Source organism: Bacillus sp. BS3(2021), from assembly GCF_021043345.1.
Classification (GTDB): domain Bacteria; phylum Bacillota; class Bacilli; order Bacillales; family Bacillaceae; genus Bacillus; species Bacillus paralicheniformis.
Map to the genome: position 1 here is coordinate 300807 of NZ_JAJNDM010000005.1, position 23542 is coordinate 324348.

23 protein-coding genes are annotated in these 23542 nt (G+C 46.9%); 4 read left to right on the forward strand and 19 right to left on the reverse strand.

What is annotated here, in order from left to right:
• Positions 1–3: 3 nt before the first annotated feature.
• From LQ247_RS13565 to LQ247_RS13580, 4 genes are all read right to left on the reverse strand, one after another.
• Positions 4–1362, reverse strand: a complete 1359-nt coding sequence (locus tag LQ247_RS13565) for a sodium-dependent transporter (RefSeq protein WP_039072556.1) — start codon at positions 1360–1362, stop codon at positions 4–6.
• A 138-nt stretch (positions 1363–1500) separates the two neighbouring features.
• Positions 1501–2370: an SDR family oxidoreductase gene (locus LQ247_RS13570; protein ID WP_231006156.1), complete on the reverse strand. Its 870-nt coding sequence runs from the start codon at positions 2368–2370 to the stop codon at positions 1501–1503.
• 82 nt (positions 2371–2452) lie between these two features.
• Positions 2453–3517 carry a PQQ-dependent sugar dehydrogenase gene (locus tag LQ247_RS13575; RefSeq protein ID WP_231006157.1) on the reverse strand — a complete coding sequence of 355 codons (1065 nt, stop codon included), beginning with the start codon at positions 3515–3517 and terminating at the stop codon, positions 2453–2455.
• 121 nt (positions 3518–3638) lie between these two features.
• Positions 3639–4730 (reverse strand): citrate synthase/methylcitrate synthase, encoded by a 1092-nt coding sequence (locus tag LQ247_RS13580; RefSeq protein ID WP_095289882.1) that lies wholly within the window; start codon positions 4728–4730, stop codon positions 3639–3641.
• A gap of 110 nt (positions 4731–4840) precedes the next feature.
• On the opposite strand from LQ247_RS13580, the gene LQ247_RS13585 reads away from it, so the two are divergent.
• Entirely contained in the window at positions 4841–5719 is an 879-nt protein-coding gene (locus LQ247_RS13585) for a LysR family transcriptional regulator (RefSeq protein ID WP_025811806.1), read from the forward strand.
• Between the two features lie 48 nt (positions 5720–5767).
• Here LQ247_RS13585 and LQ247_RS13590 read toward each other — a convergent pair whose 3' ends face one another.
• From LQ247_RS13590 to hmpA, 3 genes are all read right to left on the reverse strand, one after another.
• A complete protein-coding gene (locus tag LQ247_RS13590; RefSeq protein ID WP_101560643.1) occupies positions 5768–6604 on the reverse strand; it encodes a C40 family peptidase in 837 nt (278 codons plus the stop codon).
• A gap of 385 nt (positions 6605–6989) precedes the next feature.
• Positions 6990–8399 carry a SpoVR family protein gene (locus LQ247_RS13595; RefSeq protein WP_101560642.1) on the reverse strand — a complete coding sequence of 470 codons (1410 nt, stop codon included), beginning with the start codon at positions 8397–8399 and terminating at the stop codon, positions 6990–6992.
• A 95-nt stretch (positions 8400–8494) separates the two neighbouring features.
• A complete protein-coding gene (hmpA, locus tag LQ247_RS13600) occupies positions 8495–9709 on the reverse strand; it encodes an NO-inducible flavohemoprotein (RefSeq protein ID WP_224145873.1) in 1215 nt (404 codons plus the stop codon).
• Between the two features lie 258 nt (positions 9710–9967).
• On the opposite strand from hmpA, the gene nsrR reads away from it, so the two are divergent.
• Positions 9968–10399, forward strand: coding sequence for a nitric oxide-sensing transcriptional repressor NsrR (nsrR, locus tag LQ247_RS13605; RefSeq protein ID WP_023856512.1), 432 nt, complete (start codon positions 9968–9970; stop codon positions 10397–10399).
• Between the two features lie 31 nt (positions 10400–10430).
• Here nsrR and LQ247_RS13610 read toward each other — a convergent pair whose 3' ends face one another.
• On the reverse strand, positions 10431–10757 hold the full coding sequence (locus LQ247_RS13610) for a YqzG/YhdC family protein (protein ID WP_306453675.1): 327 nt from the start codon (positions 10755–10757) through the stop codon (positions 10431–10433).
• Positions 10758–10955: 198 nt separating this feature from the next.
• On the opposite strand from LQ247_RS13610, the gene LQ247_RS13615 reads away from it, so the two are divergent.
• Positions 10956–11204, forward strand: a complete 249-nt coding sequence (locus LQ247_RS13615) for a YhdB family protein (RefSeq protein ID WP_023856510.1) — start codon at positions 10956–10958, stop codon at positions 11202–11204.
• Positions 11205–11234: 30 nt separating this feature from the next.
• On the opposite strand, the gene LQ247_RS13620 is transcribed toward LQ247_RS13615, so the two are convergent.
• From LQ247_RS13620 to LQ247_RS13665, 10 genes are all read right to left on the reverse strand, one after another.
• The gene (locus LQ247_RS13620) at positions 11235–11753 is read right to left on the reverse strand and encodes an NADPH-dependent FMN reductase (protein WP_101560641.1); all 519 of its coding nucleotides are present in this window, start codon (positions 11751–11753) and stop codon (positions 11235–11237) included.
• A gap of 4 nt (positions 11754–11757) precedes the next feature.
• Complete coding sequence (locus tag LQ247_RS13625) at positions 11758–12408, reverse strand: response regulator (protein WP_033155147.1); 651 nt, start codon at positions 12406–12408, stop codon at positions 11758–11760.
• Positions 12396–13544, reverse strand: a complete 1149-nt coding sequence (locus LQ247_RS13630) for a GAF domain-containing sensor histidine kinase (protein WP_101560639.1) — start codon at positions 13542–13544, stop codon at positions 12396–12398. Before LQ247_RS13630 ends, LQ247_RS13625 begins: the two co-directional genes overlap by 13 nt.
• Before the next feature lie 118 nt (positions 13545–13662).
• Positions 13663–13860 (reverse strand): helix-turn-helix transcriptional regulator, encoded by a 198-nt coding sequence (locus LQ247_RS13635; RefSeq protein WP_059230683.1) that lies wholly within the window; start codon positions 13858–13860, stop codon positions 13663–13665.
• A gap of 21 nt (positions 13861–13881) precedes the next feature.
• The gene (locus tag LQ247_RS13640; protein ID WP_025811820.1) at positions 13882–14340 is read right to left on the reverse strand and encodes a DUF6773 family protein; all 459 of its coding nucleotides are present in this window, start codon (positions 14338–14340) and stop codon (positions 13882–13884) included.
• Positions 14341–14470: 130 nt separating this feature from the next.
• Positions 14471–16216: a phospho-sugar mutase gene (locus tag LQ247_RS13645; protein ID WP_101560638.1), complete on the reverse strand. Its 1746-nt coding sequence runs from the start codon at positions 16214–16216 to the stop codon at positions 14471–14473.
• Positions 16217–16400: 184 nt separating this feature from the next.
• A complete protein-coding gene (gene glpD / locus LQ247_RS13650; protein WP_026579995.1) occupies positions 16401–18068 on the reverse strand; it encodes a glycerol-3-phosphate dehydrogenase in 1668 nt (555 codons plus the stop codon).
• A gap of 146 nt (positions 18069–18214) precedes the next feature.
• Positions 18215–19705 carry a glycerol kinase GlpK gene (gene glpK / locus LQ247_RS13655; protein WP_025811824.1) on the reverse strand — a complete coding sequence of 497 codons (1491 nt, stop codon included), beginning with the start codon at positions 19703–19705 and terminating at the stop codon, positions 18215–18217.
• Between the two features lie 46 nt (positions 19706–19751).
• The gene (locus tag LQ247_RS13660; RefSeq protein ID WP_020450709.1) at positions 19752–20567 is read right to left on the reverse strand and encodes an MIP/aquaporin family protein; all 816 of its coding nucleotides are present in this window, start codon (positions 20565–20567) and stop codon (positions 19752–19754) included.
• A 227-nt stretch (positions 20568–20794) separates the two neighbouring features.
• Positions 20795–21352 (reverse strand): glycerol-3-phosphate responsive antiterminator, encoded by a 558-nt coding sequence (locus LQ247_RS13665; protein WP_101560637.1) that lies wholly within the window; start codon positions 21350–21352, stop codon positions 20795–20797.
• A gap of 172 nt (positions 21353–21524) precedes the next feature.
• Between LQ247_RS13665 and LQ247_RS13670 the strand changes: the two genes are divergently transcribed.
• Positions 21525–22517: a quinone oxidoreductase family protein gene (locus LQ247_RS13670; protein WP_023856502.1), complete on the forward strand. Its 993-nt coding sequence runs from the start codon at positions 21525–21527 to the stop codon at positions 22515–22517.
• 66 nt (positions 22518–22583) lie between these two features.
• On the opposite strand, the gene LQ247_RS13675 is transcribed toward LQ247_RS13670, so the two are convergent.
• Positions 22584–23495, reverse strand: coding sequence for an AEC family transporter (locus LQ247_RS13675; protein WP_020450706.1), 912 nt, complete (start codon positions 23493–23495; stop codon positions 22584–22586).
• Between the last annotated feature and the right edge of the window lie 47 nt (positions 23496–23542).

A 23542-nucleotide genomic window follows, 5' to 3' on the forward strand; every position in this document is an offset into this window, starting at 1 on the left:
CTTTTAAAATGAAAACACTCCGATTAAATTTAAAAAGACAAGTACAATTGCAAGCGGCACAAGGAAACGGAGAAGATAAAACCACACGATAAAAAAGCCTTTCCCCGCTTTTGATCCGCTCTTCATTTCTTCATATAGATCGTGTTTGGACAATTTCAGCGGAATAAAAATCGAAATAAAAAGCGCGCCAAGCGGCAGCAAAATATTGCTGACGACATAATCCGCCGCATCAAAAAACGTCTTCTTAAAAATGAACGGCTCATCGAGCACTCCGTAAGACAAGCAGGAAGGAATGCCGACGGCAAAAATCAAAAGGCCGATCGCCCACGTCCATTTTCCCCTTTTTGTTTGATCGCCTTTTGTAATAGCGGCAACAATGATCTCAATCATCGAAAAAGCCGAAGTCAGGGCAGCAAATAAAAAGGCCGTCAAAAATCCGATAAAAAACAGCATCCCGAATGGAAGCCGGTCAAAAACTGCCGGCAGAACCGTAAATAATAAAGTCGGACCCTGATCGGGCTGAAGCCCGAATGAAAAGACGGCCGGAAAAATCGCCAAACCGGCAAGCAGCGTGACGGCAAGGTTCATGATCACGATCGAGACCGCCGACTTCGGAAGGTTTTGTGACTTTGACAAATAGGAGCTGTACGTTACCATCACAGATACGCCAAGCGTCAACGTAAAGAAAGCTTGTCCGAGCGCAAAAAGAATCGCCTGCGGCGTCAGGCTGCCAAAATCGGGCACAAGCAGAAAACGCACGCCGTCGATCGCATGCTCAAGCGTCAGAGCCCTTAAAACGAGCGCAATAAATAAAATAAATAATAGCGGCATCATAATCGAACTGACGCGCTCGATTCCTTTTTGCACACCCTTCGCCACGACGAGGATCGTCATGATGATAAACGCAAGCTGCGCTGCCAGTGTCTGCAGCGGATCTTGGATGATCGAACCGAAGAGCTCCCCGTATCCGGCCTGCGTGAGACCCGACAATGAACCGGTTACTGCTTTGATGATATAAAGCAAAATCCAGCCGCCGATCACACTGTAAAACGACAGAACAAGGAAGCAGGCGGCGATTCCGATCCAGCCTGTGATCACCCAAGGCGTCCCCGGCGCTATTTTTTGATAGGTGCCGATAGCATCCGATTGGCTTTTTCGGCCTAATATAAATTCCCCCAAAAGCAAGGGGTATCCCAGCAGGATCGTAAATAGGACAAATACAAGGAAAAATGCGCCTCCTCCGCTCGTTCCAGCCACATAGGGAAACTTCCAAATCGCCCCCAGGCCGATGGCGGATCCCCCTGCAGCGAGAACAAATCCAAGTTTGGATGCCCATTTTGCTGTCATTCTGCGATCGCTCATTCATACACATCCTTTCTCTTTCTGTTTCTATTATCTCTTACGGGGCAGCTTTTTTGAAAGTGATCTTTCAAATTCTTATTTTTCCGAAAAAAACAAACAGAAAAAAACCGGCTGCAATTGTAAGGCAGCCGGTTGAAATTATGTCGTCACATATCTTCCGCCGTTGATGTGGATCGTCTGTCCTGTCATATAAGAAGAATCGTCTGAAGCGAGCAGAACATATACCGCAGCGTGTTCAGAAGGCTGTCCGGGCCTTCCCATCGGCGTATTTGTACCGTGTTTTTCCGTTTTTTCCGGCGAAAAAGTAGCCGGAATGAGCGGCGTCCAAATGGGCCCCGGCGCTACCGCGTTGACGCGTATTCCTTTTTTGACAAGGGATGCAGCCATCGAACGGGTAAACGCGACAATCGCACCCTTTGTGCTCGAATAGTCAATCAGCGCCGGACTGCCCTCATAAGCTGTGATTGATGCGGTATTGATAATCGCGCTTCCTTCCCCTAAATGCGGGAGCGCGGCTTTTGTCATGTGAAACATGGAGAAAATATTCGTTCTGAACGTTTGTTCAAGCTGTTCGCTCGAAATATCTTCGATCCCTTTTTGCGGATGCTGTTCGGCAGCGTTGTTGACAAGAATGTCGAGTCCGCCAAAGTGATTCACCGCTTTTTCGACAGATGTTTTGCAATGTGCTTCATCCCCGACATCTCCGGGAATCAAGAGGCATTTTGCGCCTTCCTGTTCGATTCGTTCTTTCGTTTCCTCGGCATCCTTGTGTTCGTCCAAGTACATGACGGCAATGTCCGCACCTTCTTTGGCGTATGCAATGGCGGCCGCTCTGCCGATTCCGCTGTCTCCTCCGGTAATAATGGCGGTTTTTCCTTTTAATTTGCAGCTTCCTTTGTAGTCACGATCTTCCGAGAGCGGAAGGGGCACCATCTTGTGCTCAGCCCCGGGTTGTTTTTCTTGTTTTTGCGCTTTCTGTCCATCCGTCTGTCTGTTTGCCGGATTCATTCGTCTCACCTCTTCACCATTGTTTAGTGCACAGTTACCACGATTCCGGCATCCTTAAACGCAAGAACTCAGCGAGACATGTTTACTGGTCAGACAGAGGCACGCGGATGAGCCGGTCATCTGTCTGTTTTTTTTCGCCTCTTCCGTCGCCATTGTTCGTAATGAAATACAGATCATCTCCGATTACTTTTACATCTCTGATTCTGCCGTATCCGCCAAGCCACTTGACCGCTTTGGCTTCCGCAGGATCGACCCGGAAAACCCCCTCTCCCCGCAGCCCGGCCATATAGAGGACATCCCCTTTCTGCGCTAAACCGGATGGGGCCCACGTTTTTTCTCCCGAATGGATGAGCGGCGCTTTCATTCCCCGCTTCTCATCGCTTCCCTCAATCACCGGCCAGCCATAATTGGCTCCGGGTTCAATTTTGTTCACTTCATCATGTTCAGACTGCCCGTGTTCGGAGCTGTAAAGCTGCCGGCCGATCCATGCGAGGCCTTGCGGATTCCGGTGTCCAAAGCTGTATACATAAGACGAGCGAAAAGGCTGATCAGCAGGGACCGCACCATCAAGCTCCATCCTTAAAATCACCCCCGCCAGCTTTTCAGGCTGCTGGGCCCATTCCCTTTCCCCCGCATCACCTGTCGTGATGTACAGCTTTTGATCGGGCCCGATCGCCATCCGGCCGCCGTTATGAATCACGCCTCCTGGCAAATCGGCAAGCAGCTCCTCCGTTTCCGTCCAAGTAAGACGGTCAAGCGTCAATTTTACGATCCGGTTTTTCAGATGGCTCCCGTCTTTGTATGTATGGTAAACGTATGCCTCCTGATTGTTTTTAAAATCAGGATGGAGCACAAATCCGAGCAGCCCGCCTTCCCCTTCTTGATGAACGGGCTTTTTCAGCTGAAGCTGCATGCGCTCCTTTTTGCCTTCGGCAATGGATACGATTCCCCCGTTTCTTTCGGTAATGAAAAAAATCCCGCCAGTGTGAGCGATCGTCCAAGGTACATCCAAGCGCTCTGCGATGACCTCGGCGCCGCTTCCGCCTTCTTTTGTCGCCGCCGCTTCATTTTCAGCATCAAAATCCCGGCCTTCCGAGCATGCACTCAGAAAAAACAGCATGATCAACATCAGGAATCCTTTTTTCATCGTCTCCCCCTTAAAGGATTTTCTTGATGAATACATTCAAGAACACCGGCATAATTCCCTACTTAAACATACAAAAATCTATTAAAAAACACGCCCTTCGCTGAGAAGGCGTGTGTCCGCATTACTGAGAAACCAATTCCCCGATATATTTAGCCGACGGCCTGAAAATCATGTTGTTATCAGCCTGCTCCAGCACATGGGCGCACCAGCCGACCATTCTCGCTGCCGAAAAAGTAGGGGTAAACAATGCGGCATCAAAATCGATCGCCTTCATGACAGCCGCTGCGTAAAATTCGACATTCGTATAAAGCTTGCGCCCCGGTTTGTATTCTTCCAAAAGGCGGATCGCCGTATTTTCAACATGAAGAGCAAGGTCGATATCCCGGTCGCCCCCGGCAATTTCCTCAGCTTTCACCCTTAAAGCCTTCGCTCTCGGATCATGCGTTTTATAGACGCGGTGTCCAAATCCCATCAGTCTCTCGCCTTTTTCAAGCTTCTCTCTTATATAGCTTTCTGCGTGCTGTTTTTCCCCGATGCCTTCCAGCATATCGGTAACCGCTGACGGCGCTCCGCCGTGCAAAGGTCCTTTCATTGTGCCAAGTGCAGATGTGACGGCAGAAACAAGATCGGATTCCGTAGACACCGTAACCCTTGCCGAAAAGGTTGAAGCGTTCATGCCGTGTTCCATCGCAAGAATCATGTACGTTTCGAGCGCTTTTTTCTGAGCTTCTGTCGGGCGCTTTCCTTTCAGCATGTAAAAATAATGTTCCACAAAGCCAAGCTCATCCAGCGGCTGAACAGGCTCTTTGCCATCAGTCAGCCTTTTTCTGAAGGCGATAATCGACGGGGCGGCTGCTATCAGTCTGAGAGCCTGCTCCATTGTCGGCTTGAACGCAAACGATTTATCCCCGAATGAAGAAACGGCCGTGCGAAGAACCGCCATATCGTCTAATTCGGCAGGAAGGCTTCGGATCAATCGCTCGCATGCTTCTGGCAGCACACGGAATGAAGCGAGCATCTCATTGAATTGGCCGAGTTCCGCTTCCGTCGGAAATGACCCGTTGAGTATCAGATAAGCGACTTCTTCAAATGTGGATGTAAGCGCCAGTTCATCAGCATTGTACCCTCTGTAGATCAGCTTTCCCTCTTCACCGTCAATGCGGCTGATGGCTGTTTCAACACAAGTAATCCCTTTTAATCCATGATAAACCATATCAATTCCTCCTTTTTCCTTTGTAAATATCATTATAGTTGATATAATATTTAAAAAATATTGAATTATATTGATGTCTTTGATTAACAAAATTAATCAGGAGGACTGCAATGGATTTTAAATGGCTTCATACCTTTGTTACTGCCGCAAAATACGAAAATTTCAGAAAGACGGCGGAAACCTTATTTATTTCTCAGCCGACCGTCACCGTTCAAATTAAACTGCTTGAGGAAGAACTCGGGTGCCAGCTGTTCACCCGCAAAGGAAGAAGCATTCATTTAACGAAAGAAGGCCGCGCTTACCTTCCTTTCGCCCTTCGCCTGCTGGAAGACTATGAATCGAGCATGGCAGAGCTTCACAGAATCAGACAGGGCTATTCGCAGACATTGAATCTAGCGGTTTCACCGCTTATCGCCGATACGATTCTCCCATTTGTATTAAAAAAATACACAGCGCTGCATCCGAATTCGGAGATCAAAGTAAAGATCGCCGAATCAGCTGAAATCGCTCCCCTGATTTCAGCCGGCCATGCAGATATCGGATTAAGCTGCTTAAACGTGCAATCGTCAAACCTGAACTGCTATTCCATGTACAGCGATCCCGTGATTTTGGTTGCCCCTCATGACGGCCGCGATTCAGAACAAGCGCCGCCGCTCGATGTCGAAGATTTGCTTGAAGAATATTTGCTGTTGACCCATAATCACCCCGAATACTGGGACGACCTCGTCAGGCAGCTGAGGATCAAATTTCCGTTTGTCAGAACAATGCTCGTAAGCCAAACGCATATTACGAAACGATTTATTTCAGAAGGACTCGGTATATCATTTTTGCCGCTGTCGACTGTGCGCCGCGAGCTGATGGAAGGAAGATTAATAGAGGTGCCGTGCGATTTCATGAAGCTTCCTGTTGCAGGGGGATATGCAATTAGTCTGAAAGATAATGAGAAGGTCGAACACTTTTTAGCGTTTTTAGCCGAGTTCCGTTTCTAAACGAAAAAAAACCCGTTCATCATGATGAACGGGCTTGTCCCTGCAACATTAGAAGCGTTTTGCTCCAAGATAGCGGGGCTTCCAATAGCTGTTTGTCATATCGCTGATCGTTACGCCGTCAGAACCGGCATGAACGAATTGATTGTTTCCGATGTAAACCCCCATATGCGAAGGTCCCGGCTGATATGTCGTGAAGAATACGAAATCACCTACTGCAGGGCTTGATACGCTCTTCATCGAATTCCAGTAACCAGCTGTGTTCGTTCTCGCCACATTTGTCTGTTTATTGAGGATGTACCAGACAAATCCGCTGCAGTCAAATCCTGATGTAGATGTTCCGCCCCATTTATAAGGCGTTCCGATAAGGGCTTTTGCATCTGAAACAAGCTTTGACGTATTCAGCGCTGAAGAGGTTTGCGCAGGTGCCTTACTTGTTTTGCTTGTCCCGCTTGAAGAAGAAGGCTTTGTCGTTGATGCAGCTTTTACGCTTTTCGTCCCTTTAACTTTTAATACTTGTCCGATCCGGATTAAATCTGTTTTTAAACCATTCAGAGACTTCAGTTCATTGACGGTCATGCCGTATGTCCGAGAAATTTTCCAAAGGCTGTCTCCTTTGACCACTTTATGCGTAGCTGATGAAGCTTGCGACGCTTTTGCAGACGATGAGCTGCTTCCATTGATCGACAACCTCTGCCCTATGTAAATGATATCGGATTTCAGCTTGTTTTCCTGTTTAATCTTGCTGATACTTGTACCGTACTTCTTCGAAAATCCCCATAACGTATCCCCTTTTTTCACCGTTATGGTTTGCGCGGAAGCCGCTCCCGCAAATAAAGTCGATCCTAAAACAACCGCTGATGCTGCTGTTATTACTTGTTTTTTCATGTTGTCCTCCCACTAGCAGAATTCTTTATATTTTTAAAGGCAAAAATTAGCAGTTTCATGATTTTTGAGAACGGCTGCTTCAGCCTTCCTCTGCTTCTATTATAAGGAGGGGTTTCCATCAGGTATAGTCTTGACTTACTAAGTCAAATTCCTTAATTATTCGTTTTTAAAAAAAGTTTTTAAGGGTCGATAATATTTCATTTACATTTCAAAGGTAACTTAAATACTACATTTTCGCACTTTCCTGCAGCCAAAATTACAATACTAGAAATAGTGTTAAATACTTTATTTTACATTTTTGTTATTAACTCGTAAAACTGCATAGTGACGGACGTCGCTGCGCTTTAAAATAAAAAAAGGCTGCCCGAATGCAGCCTGAAACTTTTTATAAATATCTGCGATGGACAGCCTTTCCATCATAGGAAAACATGACGGGCTTATCTTCGAGCACGGTTTCGACATGCACGCTTCTTCCCCATAGCTGGTGAAGGTAAGGCAGAACTTTTTCAAGATACTTTAAATCGAGTTCGATCCCTTCATACCAATGCTTAATGTATAATTCATTGTTCTTTAAGTAATCTCCATCCTCAACTGTCAAATAAGGAAATCCTCCGTTGACTCTCATGCTGACAAGCTGATCGCGCACAGCCTCCCAATCCTTGTCGATGATTTTATAATCCCTTCCCTGTTTTTGAAACAAGTAGAGATCTTCCCTCATCACGAGATCTTTCGTTAAATAGTTTCTGATAAATGAAATGTCTGATTCGATCTCCCTGACTTCAAATATTTTTTCTCTCCCCGAGTCCGGCTTTACACCCATCTTCTTCATATCTTCTGTCGGGTTGTTGTAGCGCTCCTCTATGTCCTCAAATATTTTCAATCCGAGATAATAAGGATTGATGCCCGTTTTGGACGGCTGAACCACTCCCGCGTTGAGCTTGGCGAATTCGATCGCTTCACTTGATGTCAGATCAAGCTCGCGGATGATTCGCTGATGCCAATAGGACGCCCATCCTTCATTCATGATTTTCGTTTCAAGCTGCGGCCAGAAATACAGCATTTCCTCTCTCATCATCGTTAAGATGTCGCGCTGCCAAGGCTCCAGCTCCCGCGAATGTTCTTCAATGAACAGCAGAATGTCTTTTTCCGGCTTCGGCGGAAACTTTTTTTTCGTCCTTTTCTTCTTCTCTTTCGATCCTTTGTGATCCAGTTCCCAGAGGTCGTCATAAGGAGTGGGCGACGCGTCTGTTTCTTCTTCCTCTTCGTCATCTATGCTCCACGACAGCTTCGGCCTCACGAGCGAAGGGTCAATGTGTTCTTCAATCGCCAGCACCGCATCGAGAAATGCTTCGACTTCTTTTGAGCCGTGGACCGTCTCATAATGTTTAATCCGCTCTGCTGTCGCCGACATGCTTTCAACCATATCGCGCTTCGTATTTTGAAAACGGCAGTTATTTTTAAAGAAATCACAATGAGCTAGAACGTGTGCGACAATCAGCTTATTTTGAATCAATGAATTGCTGTCCAGTAAAAACGCGTAACACGGATTTGAATTAATGACAAGCTCATATATTTTGCTCAAGCCAAAGTCATAGTGAAGCTTCATTTTGTGAAATTGCTTGCCGAAACTCCAATGGCTGTATCTTGTCGGCATCCCGTATGCGCCGAATGTATAAATGATTTCAGCCGGACAAATTTCATATCTCATCGGATAAAAATCCAGGCCGAATCCTTCCGCGATCTCCGTAATTTCTGCTATCGCCCGCTGCAGCTCTTTTTGCTCCCGTATGCTCAATACTCAAATCCCCCCCGGTTGGACTTATCTTTATTGTATGAGCCGGGATTTGAAAAGATGAAAGGCAGCTGTCGGTTTGACAGCTGCCTCTTTGGTTAGTTCGCTATTTGCATGTCAAGGGATGAAGCAAAGCTCTCATAGCGGATGTTTTCCATCTGAACGCCAAGATTTTGCAATCCTTCAATCACGCTTTTCATAAATGAAAGCGGACCGCATACATAAAATTCGCCATTTGGATCTTTCACGATCGATTTCAAAAGCTCTTCATTCACCCGGCCTTTTACAATATGATCTTCCGTCGCTTCAGCATCCCTGCTGTAGACAAACAGGAGACGGTTCGCCGGATTGGCGCCGAGCAGCTTCTCCGTTTCTTCCTTGAAAGCGTGGTGCTGTTCAGATTTCGCAGCGTGCACGAATGTGATCTCGCGGCTGCTTTCTTTTTGAGCCAATGTTTGCACCATGCTCATGACAGGCGTGATGCCTGATCCGGCGCTGATGAAGTAAACCGGACGATCCGTTCCTTCGGAAAGGGTAAAATCTCCGGCCGGAGCGCTCACTTCCAAGCTGCCCCCGATCTCCATGTTCTCATGCAGATAGCTTGATACCCTTCCGACCGGTTGCCCTTCCTCCGCTTCCAGTTTGACTGAAATGCGGTAGTAGTCTTTATTCCAGGCATCTGACAAGCTGTACTGCCTTGTTAAGAAATATGGTTCGCCGGGAATTTTAATGCGGACAGATACGTACTGTCCGGGACTGAAAGCGGGCAAATCCGTTCCATCGGCAGGCTTCAAGTAAAAGGAAGTAATCGTAGCGGATTCGACCCGCTTATCCATGATGACAAACGGTTTAAATCCTTCCCAGTTTCCATCCTGCTTTTTGTCTTCTTCATACATTTGTTTTTCGACTTCAATAAATACGCGGGCGATCTCTTCATAGGCTTCTGCCCATGCCTGGAGAATATCCTCTGTCGCAGCTTCGCCGAGCACGATTTCAATGGCTTCCAAAAGGTGCTGACCGACAATAGGATAGTGCTCTGGTTTCACATGCAAACTTTTGTGTTTATGTCCGATTTGTTTGACAACCGGCAGCAGGTCTCCGAGCCGGTCGATGTTCTCAGCCGCCTGCAAAACAGTAAAAGCCAAAGCTTTCGGCTGTCCGCCGGTTTGCTGGCGGGACATGTTGAAGATATTTTTCAATTCAGGGTGCGCATTAAACATCCGCTTGTAAAAACAAGTGGTGATCTCTGTTCCCTTTTCTTTTAAAACAGGGGCGGTCGATTTGACAATTTGCATGGTTTTTTCAGATAGCATAACGCTTTCTCCTCTCCAGTCACTTTAAAGATGTATTTCAAATACATCTTTAAAGGTGCAATAAGATCTTTTTTTAAATGGGACTGTTACTTTTGATTAAAGATGTATTTTGAATACATCTTTATACTAGACTTTTAATGGAATTAAAGCAATATTTTCAATGAATGTTTTATATTTTTGTAACAATTTCCGCTTCACCCTCATAACCGAAGGCAAATGTGATAAGATAATGGAAACTTGTTTGATTGAGGTAATGCGATGAAATTAACAAATTATACGGATTACTCATTGAGAGTACTGATTTTTCTAGCAACCAAAAACTCAAACGAGCTTGTCAATATAAAAGACATCGCCGAATCTTATTCCATTTCAAAAAACCACCTTATGAAGGTGATTTACGAGCTTGGCAAGCTTGGCTACGTTGAAACGATTCGGGGCCGCAACGGCGGGATTCGTCTCGGAAAAGCGCCTGAACTGATTAATATCGGTGAAGTCATAAGAAATACAGAAGATGATTTTAACCTTGTCGAGTGTTTTAACGGAGAAAAAAACCATTGTATACTTTCTCCGATCTGCGGATTAAAGCATGTTTTAAACAAAGCCCTTTCCGCCTATTTGGACGTATTGGATCAATACACTCTGCAGGATATTATCGTTAATCAGGACCATATACGTAAATTATTGAGTTAACGAAGGAAGCTGCTTCCTTCGTTTTTTTTTGTTATAGAGTAAAAATATTCACGTTGATGATCGCATTGGTCACCGGGTGAAAATACACCTCGGCGTGCGCGGAAAATGATTTGCCTTCCTGATTGACGGTTACCCTGAAGACATCTTTTGTCTCTTCATCATTGACTTGAGTGCGCCCTAAATATTCATAATCCTCAAGCTTTGCGCCTTCGTATTTTTCTTCAAGGGCGCTCCAGGCGATTCTCTCCCACCGTTCTGGCGCATCGGAAACACCTGCTTGAAAGTGGCTTTTCGCCGGGAATGACAAAAGCGTTAATATGCAAAAAAAGTACGTGCAATATCGTTTTTTCATTTCCATTCGCTCCGCATGTATTGTACATACGTTAGCTTGACCGGAAACGGAGAATGTCATGCAGACATTTTTTCGCGGTATAGCGTATACCATCCTCATATTTCTAGGCCGTCAAACAAGGGAGACCAAGTTTTGCCCGGAGAAAAAAACACCCCGCCACATAAAATAATCATGACTCCTCAGAAAGAAGGGAGAGTGGCGAAATTGAATTACGCTGACTATGACAAAGCTTTGTATTATACGCACCGCTCGCAGTGGGACAACCTGCTGATCCTGATGGTGCGGACAGAAGACGATTTATTATCAAAGCGGATCGAGCATTTTTTGCACGCCTACAATTTTGAAAGAGATGACGCCATTGTCGAAAAAAGGCTTTATGATCTGCTGCAATACATTGATCACGCCTCATTTTCGGGACAAGAACACGAAAACGGCGTGCTCGTTTTTACGTAAAATAAAATAAGCCTGGCGCTCTAATCAGCGTCAGGCTTTTTGAAATTCGGCAAAGAGCAGAAGCTCTTCCATTACATTTTTGATATTGGCTTTGGCTGCTTCAGTAACCGTATGGTGTTCCTCATCAATATGAATCGGATCGAGCACAAGCTGCTTTGTGATGACGTTCGCATAAACTCCGCGCGCGACAATACGCATATTGGCGAGCGCGTTCATCCCGCCTTTGCCGCCTCCTGCACAAGCAAAAAGCGCCACCGGTTTGCCCGAGAACTGTTCATTGCTTAAAAAATCGAGCGCATTTTTCAAAGCGCCGCTCATACCGCTGTGGTATTCGGGAGATAATAAAACGACAGCGTCTGCTTCTTTGACCGAAGCTTTCAGTTTTTGAACATTCTCCAGCGAGCTCTGCTCTTCATCTCCGTTGAAAATCGGTAGGATGAACTCGCTTAGATCGATAAGCTCGGCCTGATACGTGCGGGCGATATAGGAAGCGGCGATCCGCGTTCTGCCCTGTTTTCTCGCGGTTCCGCTGACTACGGTTATTTTCATTTGATCATCTCCCGTCATTTTGTTGTAGTCCGTGTTTAACTGCAAAGAGCGCGGCTTGCGTGCGATCGGATAAGCCAAGCTTTGACAGCAGATTGGATACATGAGTTTTCACTGTTTTTTCGCTGATAAATAAAGAAGCGGCGATTTCCTTGTTGCTTTTCCCTTTTGTAATTTCCAATAAAACATCTTTTTCTCTTTTTGTCAATTGATGTATTTTTTCTTTCTCATCAGCCTGTGACATATGGTGAAAGACGTGGGACATGATGCTTGGATCCAAGGAATATCTCCCTCCATAAACAGCACGTATCGTCTCGACAAGTTCATCAGGTTCGGCGTCTTTGAGCTGATAGGCAGAGGCTCCAGCCTGGATTGCGGGAATCACATAGCTTTCATCCGCATAGCTTGTCAGCGCTATGATTTTGACAGACGGATATTCCTTTTTTATTCGCTTTGTCGCCTCAATTCCGTCCATTTCAGGCATTGATAAATCCATTAATACGATGTCTGCCTCCCGTCTTCGCAAGACATCGAGCGCCTCAATTCCTGTTGATGCCTCTCCGACAACGTCAAAATCGCTTTTTGTTTTGAAAAAAAATAAGAGGCCTTTTCTGACAATATGATGATCATCGGCAATGATGATTTTCACCTTTTCCATCCTGCCTCCCCCTTCTCATTCAAAGGCAAAACCGCCCGGATTTTCGTCCCCTTACCGATTGCGGAGTCGATCAAAAACGTGCCGCCCGCTTTTTCCGTCCGCTCCTTCATTCCTTTCAGCCCAAGCGTCGGAAGCCCCGCGTCAGGATCATACTGAAACCCTTTGCCGTCATCTTCGATCTCCAAGACGGCAGACGATTGGAATACATCGATTTTCACTTGTATGCGGCTAGCACTGGCATGCTTTTTGCAATTGTTGAGAGCTTCCTGGCTCAGCCGCCACATCAATTCCTCAGCAGGAGGCGGCAGCCGGAGCACACCGCTGAGCGTGAAGATCACCTGAAGGCCGAGCACTTCCGCATATTTTTCAAGAGCCGCCGCCAACCCTTCTTCAAGGCCCTGGGGCCTCAGCTGCCAAATTAACGCCCGCATCTCAAGCAGTGCTTCATGAGAAAGATGTTGCATAAACTCGAGCATTTCCCTGATCTCAGGCTGGTCTGTCATTTCCCCCGCCGCTTTAGCGGTCAAGCTGAGCGAAAAAAGCATTTGATTGACGGAATCATGCAAGTCCTGAGCCAATCTGTTTCTTTCGGTCAGCAGCATGTGTTTTTGCTGTTGTTCAGCAAGCCGCATCCGTTTGATCGCCATCCCGATTTGCAAAGCAACAGCTTCGAGGAGCGCCAGTTCCCCGCGGCTGAAATGAATTTTGTCCGGAGCCGCAACGTTCAGCAAACCGAACCGTTTCTTCTGATCGCTGAGAGGGACGGTTGCATGATGTGTGATGCCTTCCGGATCTCCGGTCTTCTGTCTCATGGCCGTCGTAATTCGCCGGCAATGAATGATATTTTTCGCCCTGTCCAGCTTTCCGTCCCTATATTGTTCAAGACAGTAGCAGCTTCCTTCGCATAATAAACGGTTGTGCCGGTAAGAAAGCGCCTGAGGCAGGCGGACCGAAGCGGCCAGTTCAAAGCTCCCCTTTTCATCGATCAGAAAAAGCCACGCCGTTTTGAGTCCCGTTAAGCTGAGCAGCTTTTTTAAAACAGCATGTAGCGTTTCTTTTAGATGGTTCCCTTCGTTTAAAGCTTCCGCTATTTCTTTGAGCGTTTTCAATTTTTCAAACTGCGTGTCTTCCCGCAAAAAATTCATCCCCTTAACCCGGAGTTTCTTTTATTATATCGATATTTGATAAAAAAAAGGCCACCTCATGAGATGAACTTTTCTAAGACTTTTGACCGAGAAGGGACAAAGCGAATCGTTAAGCTTCTTCCTCCCAAAACAAATCATCAAGCGTTTTGCCCAGCGCCTTTGCGATCGCGATGCAAAGGTGCAATGTCGGATTGTATTTATTTTTTTCGATCAGCCCGATCGTCTGTCTTGTCACATTGACCCGCTCGGCAAGCTGGGCTTGTGTCAAAGACTTTTCGACCCGGGCGAGTTTGACCCGGTTAACCATATGCTCACCCGCCATTTTCATTTAATCATCTAATAGATCTTGATTTTTCCGAAAGGATTTGCGCAACGAGATAAAGTTGATCAGAAAATGAAAAAATACAAACAACATCACCATCATAATAAAGTCAAACCAACTGCCGGGGTGTTTTGGTATGCCGGTAAAAATAAGCACTAAAATGGCAAATATGATGCCGGAAGCGAGGCTGAGAGCCGTGATCTCTTTTCTTTTTTTCCTGTACGCCGCTTGACCTGCAATCTCCGGATATTCAAACCCCGACAAAAGATAGCGGAACAATATCCAGCCTGCATAGACTGCAAAACCGATGGCACTGACGATGTATTCGGATGCCGGTCGCCCTAAAATGAGGCCCCGGATGATCATATCCAAAAATAAGATAGCAGCGACAATCGTACCGGCTTCGCTAAAAAATTGCGTCATTTTCTTTTCTACGTATTCATCCCCGGTTTTTATCCATTTCATGTCAGCCATTTTCCCCTTTCACATGCAATTTATACCTAACTTATTGTTAAATATATATTACATTATTTATGGCCGCTTATCAATAAAAATTGAAAACCCGCCGTGTAGCAAGGCGGGTTTTCAGCGATTATCAATTTGAAGTCGCTTTTACAATATCATCGATTTTTTTCATCACTTCATCTGTCAATTGATGGAGAAGCGCTTCACTGTCTTCATTGGTTGGGCCTTTGACTGCGAAATAAAATTTCACTTTAGGCTCTGTGCCAGATGGACGGAGGCAGAACCATGAGCCGTCTTCAAGGAAATATTTCAAAACATTGGATGTCGGAAGATCGATCGTTTCTGTTTTGTTTTCCTTCAGCAGCGTCCGCTTCCCTGTCAAATAGTCTTCTGCGGATACAACGTCTTTTCCGGCGATGGAAAGAGGCGGCTGTTCTCTGAATGTGCTGAGGATGGCTGCGATTTGCTCCGCTCCCTCTTTTCCTTTTAAGGTCAGGGACTTCAAGCCTTCTCTATAGAAGCCGAACGTTTGATACAATTCGAGGAGCCCATCATACAGCGATTTTCCCTGCTTTTTATAGAAGGCGCATACCTCAACCGCAAGCAGTGCTGCCTGGACGGCATCCTTGTCTCTTGCGAAATCGCCGATCAAGTAACCGTAGCTCTCCTCATAACCGAATTGGAAAGCATATTCGCCCGATGCTTCAAATTGTTTGATTTTTTCTCCGATGAATTTAAAGCCGGTCAGCGTGTCGATCGTGTCAAGTCCGAAAGAAGCGGCAATGTCGCGCCCCATTTCGCTCGTCACAATCGTTTTTAGAACGACTCCGTTATCAGGCAGCGTGCCTTTCTGCTGTTTTTGCGATAGCAGATAATGCAAAAGCAGCGCGCCGGTTTGATTTCCTGTCAGCACCGCGTAACGGCCTTCTTGATCCTTTACAGCAACGCCGAGGCGGTCCGCGTCGGGATCGGTTCCGATCAGAATATCGGCTCCTTTTTCTTCTCCGAGCCTGATCGCATATTCAAAAGCGGCGTGCTCTTCCGGATTAGGAGAAGACACGGTCGAAAAGTCAGGATCAGGCAGCTCCTGTTCCGGAACGACTGTGACATGCTCATACCCGAGAGCTTTCAAGCCGCGTCTCACGGATTTATTTGCCGTGCCGTGCAGCGGGGTGAAAATGACTTTGACTTCAGTTTCCTTTGCCAGATCAGGATTGACAGAAATCGATGTCAGTTTATCGAGATACGCTTGATCGATTTCCTCGCCGATTATTTTGATCAACCCTTTTTCGGTTAAGGCAGCTTCATCGCCTGCTTCGATTTCCAATTCGTTTTCAATCGCATTGACATAGCCGATGAGTTTGTCGGCATCAGCAGGCGGAAGCTGCGCGCCGTCCTCTCCGTAGACTTTATAGCCGTTGTATTCAGGCGGGTTATGGCTCGCCGTGATGACAATACCTGCAAACGCATTCAGTTCTCTTACCGCAAAGGAAAGTTCAGGTGTCGGGCGCAGTTCGTCAAACACGTACGTTTGAACGCCGTTTTCCGCGAGCGTTTTAGCAGCTTCCATTGCAAATTCAGGCGACTTGTGGCGGGAATCGTACGCGATCACAACGCCGCGCTTTTTTGCTTCTTTGCCGTTCGCTCCTATGTATGCGGCAAGGCCCGCCGATGCTTTGCGAACCGTATAAACGTTCATGCGATTCGGACCGGGTCCGATCTCTCCGCGCATGCCGGCTGTACCAAACTCAAGTTTTTTATAAAAGCAATCCTCTAGTTCTTTTTCATTTCCTTCAGCTTCCAAAAGAAGCGATTTTAATTCGGAATCTAAGTTTTCTTTGTTTTTCCAGCGTTCATAGCTCGTTCTCCAGCTCATGATTACCTCCAATGTTCTAGCTAAGTAATTGCAGCTTTTCTTTTATCATATCGACAAACAGCCGCTTTGTCCAAATTTAGCATGCCGAACGAAAAAAATGAGGCTGCCTGATCAAGACAGCCTCACATTAGGCCATTCGGTTGATTTTTAAAGAAAATTCATCAAGGGCATTTGACCCGATACATCATCTGCTTTCCAGCGGGACAACAGCGTCGTGAAGAAGTCCTTCCAATGCTTGGACATGCCGGGCCTTCGTTTCGCCATCCCAGTTCAGCTTCTCGCTCATGTAGTCGGTAAGGCTGTCTTTGTAAGTGCGGACCCAATTGATATCAAAGAACAGCGCACCCGTTCTGCGCACGAAGAAGTCTGCCGGGACGGAAGCCATTTCTTCCTCGATCCCGTAATCCATTTCTGCCAGTACATGGACAGGAATGCGGCGTTCTGCTGCTTCATCTTTCAGGGATGGGACACGATCAAACAGGCGGTCTGCGTTTGAACCGTATCGTGCGGCAATCTGTTTTGCCGTCTCTTCGGACAGTCCGGCTTTGATCCCTTCGGCTGCTTTCGCTTGAATAAAATCGTCCAGATTTTTGGAGCCGCCGATATGGCCGCCTGAGATCGGCATCGTTTTTGTTCTGCAAGGACCGAAGTCTCTGCCGCCCTCTTCTTTTAATCGGTCTCTGACAAGATCGACGATATGCTCAGCCATTTTTCTGTAGCCGGTCAGCTTTCCGCCGGCAATCGTGATCAGTCCGGATTCAGAAGTCCAGATCTCATCTTTCCGGGAAATCTCGGACGGGTCTTTTCCTTCTTCATGAATCAGCGGTCTGAGCCCCGCCCAGCTTGATTCGACATCTTCGGCCTTGATTCCCAGTTCAGGGAACATATAGTTGATTGCATTAATGACATAATCCCTGTCTGCAGTCGTCATTCGAGGATGTTCCAGATCCTCGTTGTAGACGGTGTCCGTTGTGCCGACATATGCCTTTCCGTCTCTCGGAATCGCGAACACCATGCGGCCGTCGGGCGTATCAAAATAAACGGCTTGTTTTAAAGGAAAGACCGATTGATCAAAAACAAGATGCACGCCTTTTGTATGCTGAAGGTGTTTACCTTCTTTTGAATGGTCTTTTTCCCGTAGACGGTCAACCCACGGACCCGCGGCATTCACGATTTTTTTCGCGTGGACACGGTACGTTTTTTTCGTGAAGACGTCTTCAATGACCACGCCGGTGACCTTGCCGTTTTCATAAATAAAATCGCTTACTTTCGCATAATTGACGGCCTCGGCTCCGAATTTAACCGCTTCTTTCATGACTTCGATCGTCAACCTGGCGTCATCCGTCCGGTATTCGACATAATAGCCGCCGCCTTTCAGGCCGTTCTTTTTCACAAGCGGCTCTTTTTGAAGCGTTTCCTCGGCATTCAGCATGCTCCTCCGCTCAGCTTTTTTGACACCTGCTAAAAAGTCGTACACTCGCAGTCCGATTGAAGTGCTGAATTTGCCGAAAGTGCCTCCCTTATGCATCGGAAGCAGCATCCATTCAGGCGTTGTCACGTGCGGACCGTTTTCATAGACGATCGCCCGCTCTTTGCCGACCTCGGCTACCATTTTCACTTCAAATTGCTTTAAATAGCGAAGTCCGCCGTGTACGAGTTTCGTGGAGCGGCTTGACGTTCCGGCCGCAAAGTCCTGCATTTCGCAAAGCGCCGTTTTCATTCCGCGAGATGCGGCGTCCAATGCCGTCCCTGCGCCTGTAATACCTCCGCCGATAATAAACACGTCATACTTCTGCTTCGTCATATTCTGTAAAATATCGTCCCGTTTGCGGCTTGAAAATAATGATTCCATGTTCATGTCCTCCCTTGTTGTCACGGTAAAAAAATAGAAAAAGAGACCACAAACATCCAAAGCGCTGATACTGCTTTGGTGCCTGCGGTCTCTCCTCTTCTCCAACCGTTTCTATTAACTTAATTAGATTGTAACATACATGCGGCTTATTTAAAAGCCCTAGCTGCATTTACAGCTTTCTTCCACCCGCTGTACAGACTCTCACGCTCTTTTTCTTCCATTTTCGGTTCAAAACGTTTGTCAAGCTGCCACTGGTCTTTGATCTCGGAACGATCACTCCAGAAGCCGACAGCAAGACCCGCTAAATAGGCTGAACCGAGCGCGGTTGTTTCATTGATTTCAGGACGTTCTACAGGGACATCCAAAATGTCGCCCTGAAAATCCATCAGGAAGTTGTTTTTGACAGCTCCGCCGTCGACTCTCAGCGTTTTCACCGAGATCCCGGAGTCTTCCATCATTGCGTCAAGAACATCTTTCGTTTGATAGGCAAGCGCTTCAAGCGTTGCTCTAACAAAATGCTCTTTCGTCGTACCCCGGGTCAGTCCGAATACAGCGCCGCGGACATCGCTGTCCCAATAAGGCGTGCCTAAACCTACAAATGCAGGAACCACATAAACACCATCGGCAGATTCTGCTCTTACAGCGTATTTTTCACTTTCTTTGGCGTCCTTAAACATTCTCAGCCCATCACGGAGCCATTGAATAGCGGAACCAGCGACGAAGACGCTGCCTTCCAGCGCATATTCCACCTTTCCGTCGATGCCCCAAGCGATTGTCGTCAGCAGGCCGTGCTCTGATTTGATCGCTTTCTCGCCGGTGTTCATCAGCATAAAGCAGCCTGTTCCATACGTGTTCTTAACCATTCCCTCTTCAAAGCAAGCCTGCCCGAACAATGCTGCCTGCTGGTCGCCGGCTGCACCTGCAATCGGAATGTTTTTGCCGAAGAAATGATAATCGACCGTTTCAGCGTATACATGCGATGAAGGCTTGACTTCAGGAAGCATCGATTTCGGCACGCCGAGAATATCGAGAAGTTCATCATCCCATTTGAGGTCATAGATGTTGAACATCAGTGTTCTTGAGGCGTTTGAATAATCTGTCACATGCGCTTTTCCGCCGGACATTTTCCAGATCAGCCAAGAATCGATCGTACCGAAGAGAAGGTCGCCGTTTTCCGCTTTCTCCCGTGCCCCTTCCACATGATCCAAAATCCATTTCACCTTCGTGCCTGAAAAATAAGGATCGATTAAAAGGCCTGTTTTTTCTCTGATCGTTTCTTCATAGCCTTGTTCTCTCAATTCCTGACATATTTCCGCCGATTGGCGGGACTGCCACACAATCGCATTGTAGACCGGTTTACCGGTATGTTTATCCCAAACAACGGTCGTTTCCCGCTGGTTGGTGATCCCGATTCCGGCAATTTGCGCGGCTTCGATTCCCGATTCTGAAAGCGCAGAAGCGATCACCGACAGAACGGAGCCCCAGATTTCATTTGCATTGTGTTCAACCCAGCCGGGGTTTGGAAAATATTGCTGAAATTCTTTTTGCGCAATATGGACGATTTCGCCTGCTTTGTTGAAAACAATCGCCCTTGTGCTTGTGGTGCCTTGATCAAGAGACAAAATGTATTTTTCCATTTTTGGAAACTCCCCCTTATATGTCTGTTAAGATTTGCGTTTTTTTTTAAATGTTGACCGATTGATCAACCGATTGTTTTTTCATATGAATATAGAAACCTAACAATATCACAACTAGTATAACGCTTACAATCCAAAATGTGTTGGTGATGTGCCCTTTGAATGCGGCGTTGTAAAAAACGCCTGCAAATGAACCGCCGAGCGCCGGTCCTAAAACAGGAATCCACGCGTACTTCCAATTTGAACTTCCTTTTCCTGCAATCGGAAGGACAAAGTGGGCGATTCTCGGCCCCAAATCGCGGGCAGGGTTAATCGCATAGCCTGTTGTTCCGCCGAGCGAGAGTCCGATCGCCACGATCAGAAATCCGACAACGAGCGGATTCAGTCCGTCAGTAAACTTGTTTGCACCGATCGCTAAAAGTCCGAGAACGAGAACAAAAGTCCCCAATGTTTCACTGAACAGGTTTGCAAATGTATTTGGAATCGCCGGCCCTGTCGAAAATACTCCCAGCTTCGCGCCTTGATCTTCGGTTTCTTTCCAGTGCGGCAAGTAGTGAAGAAAAACGAGCACCGCTCCTAAAAATGCGCCGATCATCTGTCCCAAAATATAGGAAGGCACTTCTTTCCAAGGAAAATCTCCGACAAATGCCAGCCCCAATGTAACGGCGGGATTTAAATGCGCTCCGCTGATGCCGCCGACGGCATATACCGCCATGGCCACGCCAAGCCCCCAGCCGAAGACGATCACAATCCATCCGGATTGATGGGACAGCGATTTTTTCAAATTAACTCCTGCACAAACTCCAGCTCCAAAGACGATGAGCAGCATCGTTCCGATAACTTCCCCCCAAAATGCTGTCAAGGCTATCCCTCCTAAAATCTATTATGAAGTGTTATTCTAAGATGAACACCATGGGTTCACCTTCTTCACTGTGTCTAAAAGACCATAAAAAAACACAGCAAACTTTCTTTACATCATACTGAGTAAAGAACTGCTGTGGTCTCCGGGTCTCCGTCACAATGTATTAACTTAGTAAGATCGTATCGTATAGTGAAAGCGTTGTCAATAATTATTCACATTTTAAATTTTTACTTCCAGTATTTTTTCCATAAATCAGTGTCTGAGGTGGTGACTGCGGACGCCCCTGCTGCAAGCGCCTGCTCGACGTCTTTTTCGGTACGGATAAACCCGCCCGCAAAGATCGGAATGCCGGTTTTTTCTTTGACTTCCCTGATCAATTCCGGCACTACTCCAGGAAGCACTTCTATATAGTCGGGTCTGTGCTTTTTCACCAATTCAATACTCTTCTTCATGGCGCTTGTGTCTATTAAAAACATGCGCTGGATCGCATACACTTTCTTCTGCTTTGCTTTGGCGATAACGCTTGATCTTGTTGAAAGAATGCCCGCAGGCTTCATTTCCTGGCAAATGAATTCCGCCCCGTATTCATCATGCTTAATTCCTTGGATCAGATCGACGTGAACAAACATTTTTTTCCCATGAGATCTTGCCGCGCTGATGACGCCTCCCAGCTGTCCAAGGTGGATGTCAAGCAGGACCCCGTATGAAAACGGGCTGTCCAGGAATGTATCAAACTGCTTCATATTACGTACCGCAGGTAAAATTTGTTGATCGTGAAAACTCATGTTCCATCTCCTTCACTTGCTATCTTGCTTCTGTATTACACTAATGGAATTTCCGCCTCATTGCAATCCTTTATAAACAGAAGCCTCTCACGGTGCCCGGGCAAATCATTTTACATTTACCTTCAGTCATGTCCATAATTTAACACAACCAACTCGAATGGGGGAATTTTTTATGAAAGCGATCATCCATGAAGGAATCAAGGGCCTTTCAGGACTGAAATATACAGACGTTTCCGACAAAACGCCCGGTCCGGGTGAAGTCAAAATCAGACTGAAAGCGGCCGGGCTGAACCACCGTGACTTGTTCCTCTTTCAATCCAGGGAGGCGGGTGATGCCCCATTTATACCCGGCTCCGACGGAGCTGGCACGATCGAAGAGACAGGCGAAGGCGTTCAGGGCCTCGCCGTTCATACAGAGGTGATCATCAATCCGAGCATCGGCTGGGAATATACGGATTCTGTTCCGCAAGTACCCGACATTCTCGGCGGCCCATCTGACGGAACCTTCGCAGACCATGTCATCGTCCCGGCGAAGCACGTGTTGAAAAAACCGGCGCACCTTTCCTGGGAGGAAGCAGGCGTCTTGCCTTTATCCGCTCTGACCGCTTACAGGGCTTTATTTACGAAAGGACATTTAAAAAAAGGCGAACACATCTTAATACCGGGAGTCGGCGGAGGCGTCGCCACAAACGCAGTGCTCATGGCAAAGGCAGCAGGCGCGCGGGTGACTGTAACCTCCCGAAGCGAAGAAAAAAGAAAAGAAGCGCTCCGCTATGGGGCGGATCTCGCAATTGAAAGCCGCGGTCTGTGGAAAGAAAGCTTGGGCGGGGAACGGGTTGATTTAATCCTCGACAGCATCGGTCCGGCAACTTTTGCGAATTATTTCGATGTCATCAAGCCGAACGGAAGGATCATCAATTTCGGCGCCAGCTCGGGAGACAGCATCCAGCTTCCGCTGCGCTCGCTCTTTTTCCCGCAGATCAGCATCATCGGCACTTCGATGGGCAGCCTCGAAGAATTTCGGCAAATGATTGATTTTATCGAACGCCATTCCCTTAAGCCGGTGCTTGATCAAGTGTTTCCTTTATCAGAAGCGGTTGCAGCCTTTAAACGGATGAAAGACGGGGAGCAGTTTGGAAATATCGCATTGCAAATAGGCGGGTAACCTCTGGGGAACGGCGGCTTGCCATGTCATCAGCCGCCGTTTTTTGGTTTTGACCGAAAAACGAGGTCAGCCCCATAATGAAAGCAGCCACAGCACGACCGGAAGGGTGACGATGCTGAGCATTGTACTGATAAACGTCGCGCTTGAAACGATTTCCGGCTTTGTTTCAAACTGCACCGCCATCAAAGTCGTATTCGCCGCTGTCGGCATGGCCGCCGCCAACACCATGATCTGTTTAACCAGCCCGTCGACGGGAAGAATCAGCGCAAACCCCAAGGCAATGAGCGGAGACACGAATAGTTTCAGCAAAAGCGAGTAAGAAATTTTCCGGTATTCGATATGTTGAAAGGAAATCACCGCAAGCTGCATGCCGAGAATAATCATAATCGTCGGAATCGCGGCGTCCCCCACCAATTTAATTCCCGTCATTAACTGTTCGGGAATCGAAATATGCCCCAGCTGAAAGCATATGCCGAGCAGGGCACCGTATGCGACCGGCATCCGGATAACCCTTGTCATCACAATTTTAAATCCGCCCGCTTCAGGGCTTCCTTTCGCTGCATAATATATGCCGATCGTGCTCATGACAAGCTGCTGAAGCACCATCAGCACAACGGCGATATCAAGCCCGGCCGTGCCGTAGACAAGCAGGACGACAGGAGTGCCGTAGTTTCCGTTATTCATGAAAGCGGATGATAAAACGAGAGCGCATCGCTCCTGATTGGAATACCCGTGAACATATGAAATGAGGTAGACAAAGAGAATCAAAATGAAACAGAGGCCGAGACAATAGACAGACATATAGATATAATCCATCGTCAGCTTGTTCTCATAAAACGTATCAAACGCTAAAAACGGAGACATTAAATACAGGGACATTTTAGATAGGTTCTGAATATCAAAATGAAGCAGCTTTTGTCCGATGAACCCGATCGCAAATATCCCGAAAACCGGCAGTAAAACAAGCACAAACTCCATGATGCACCTTCTTTTTATGTATAACCGTTTCTCATTAATACTATCAA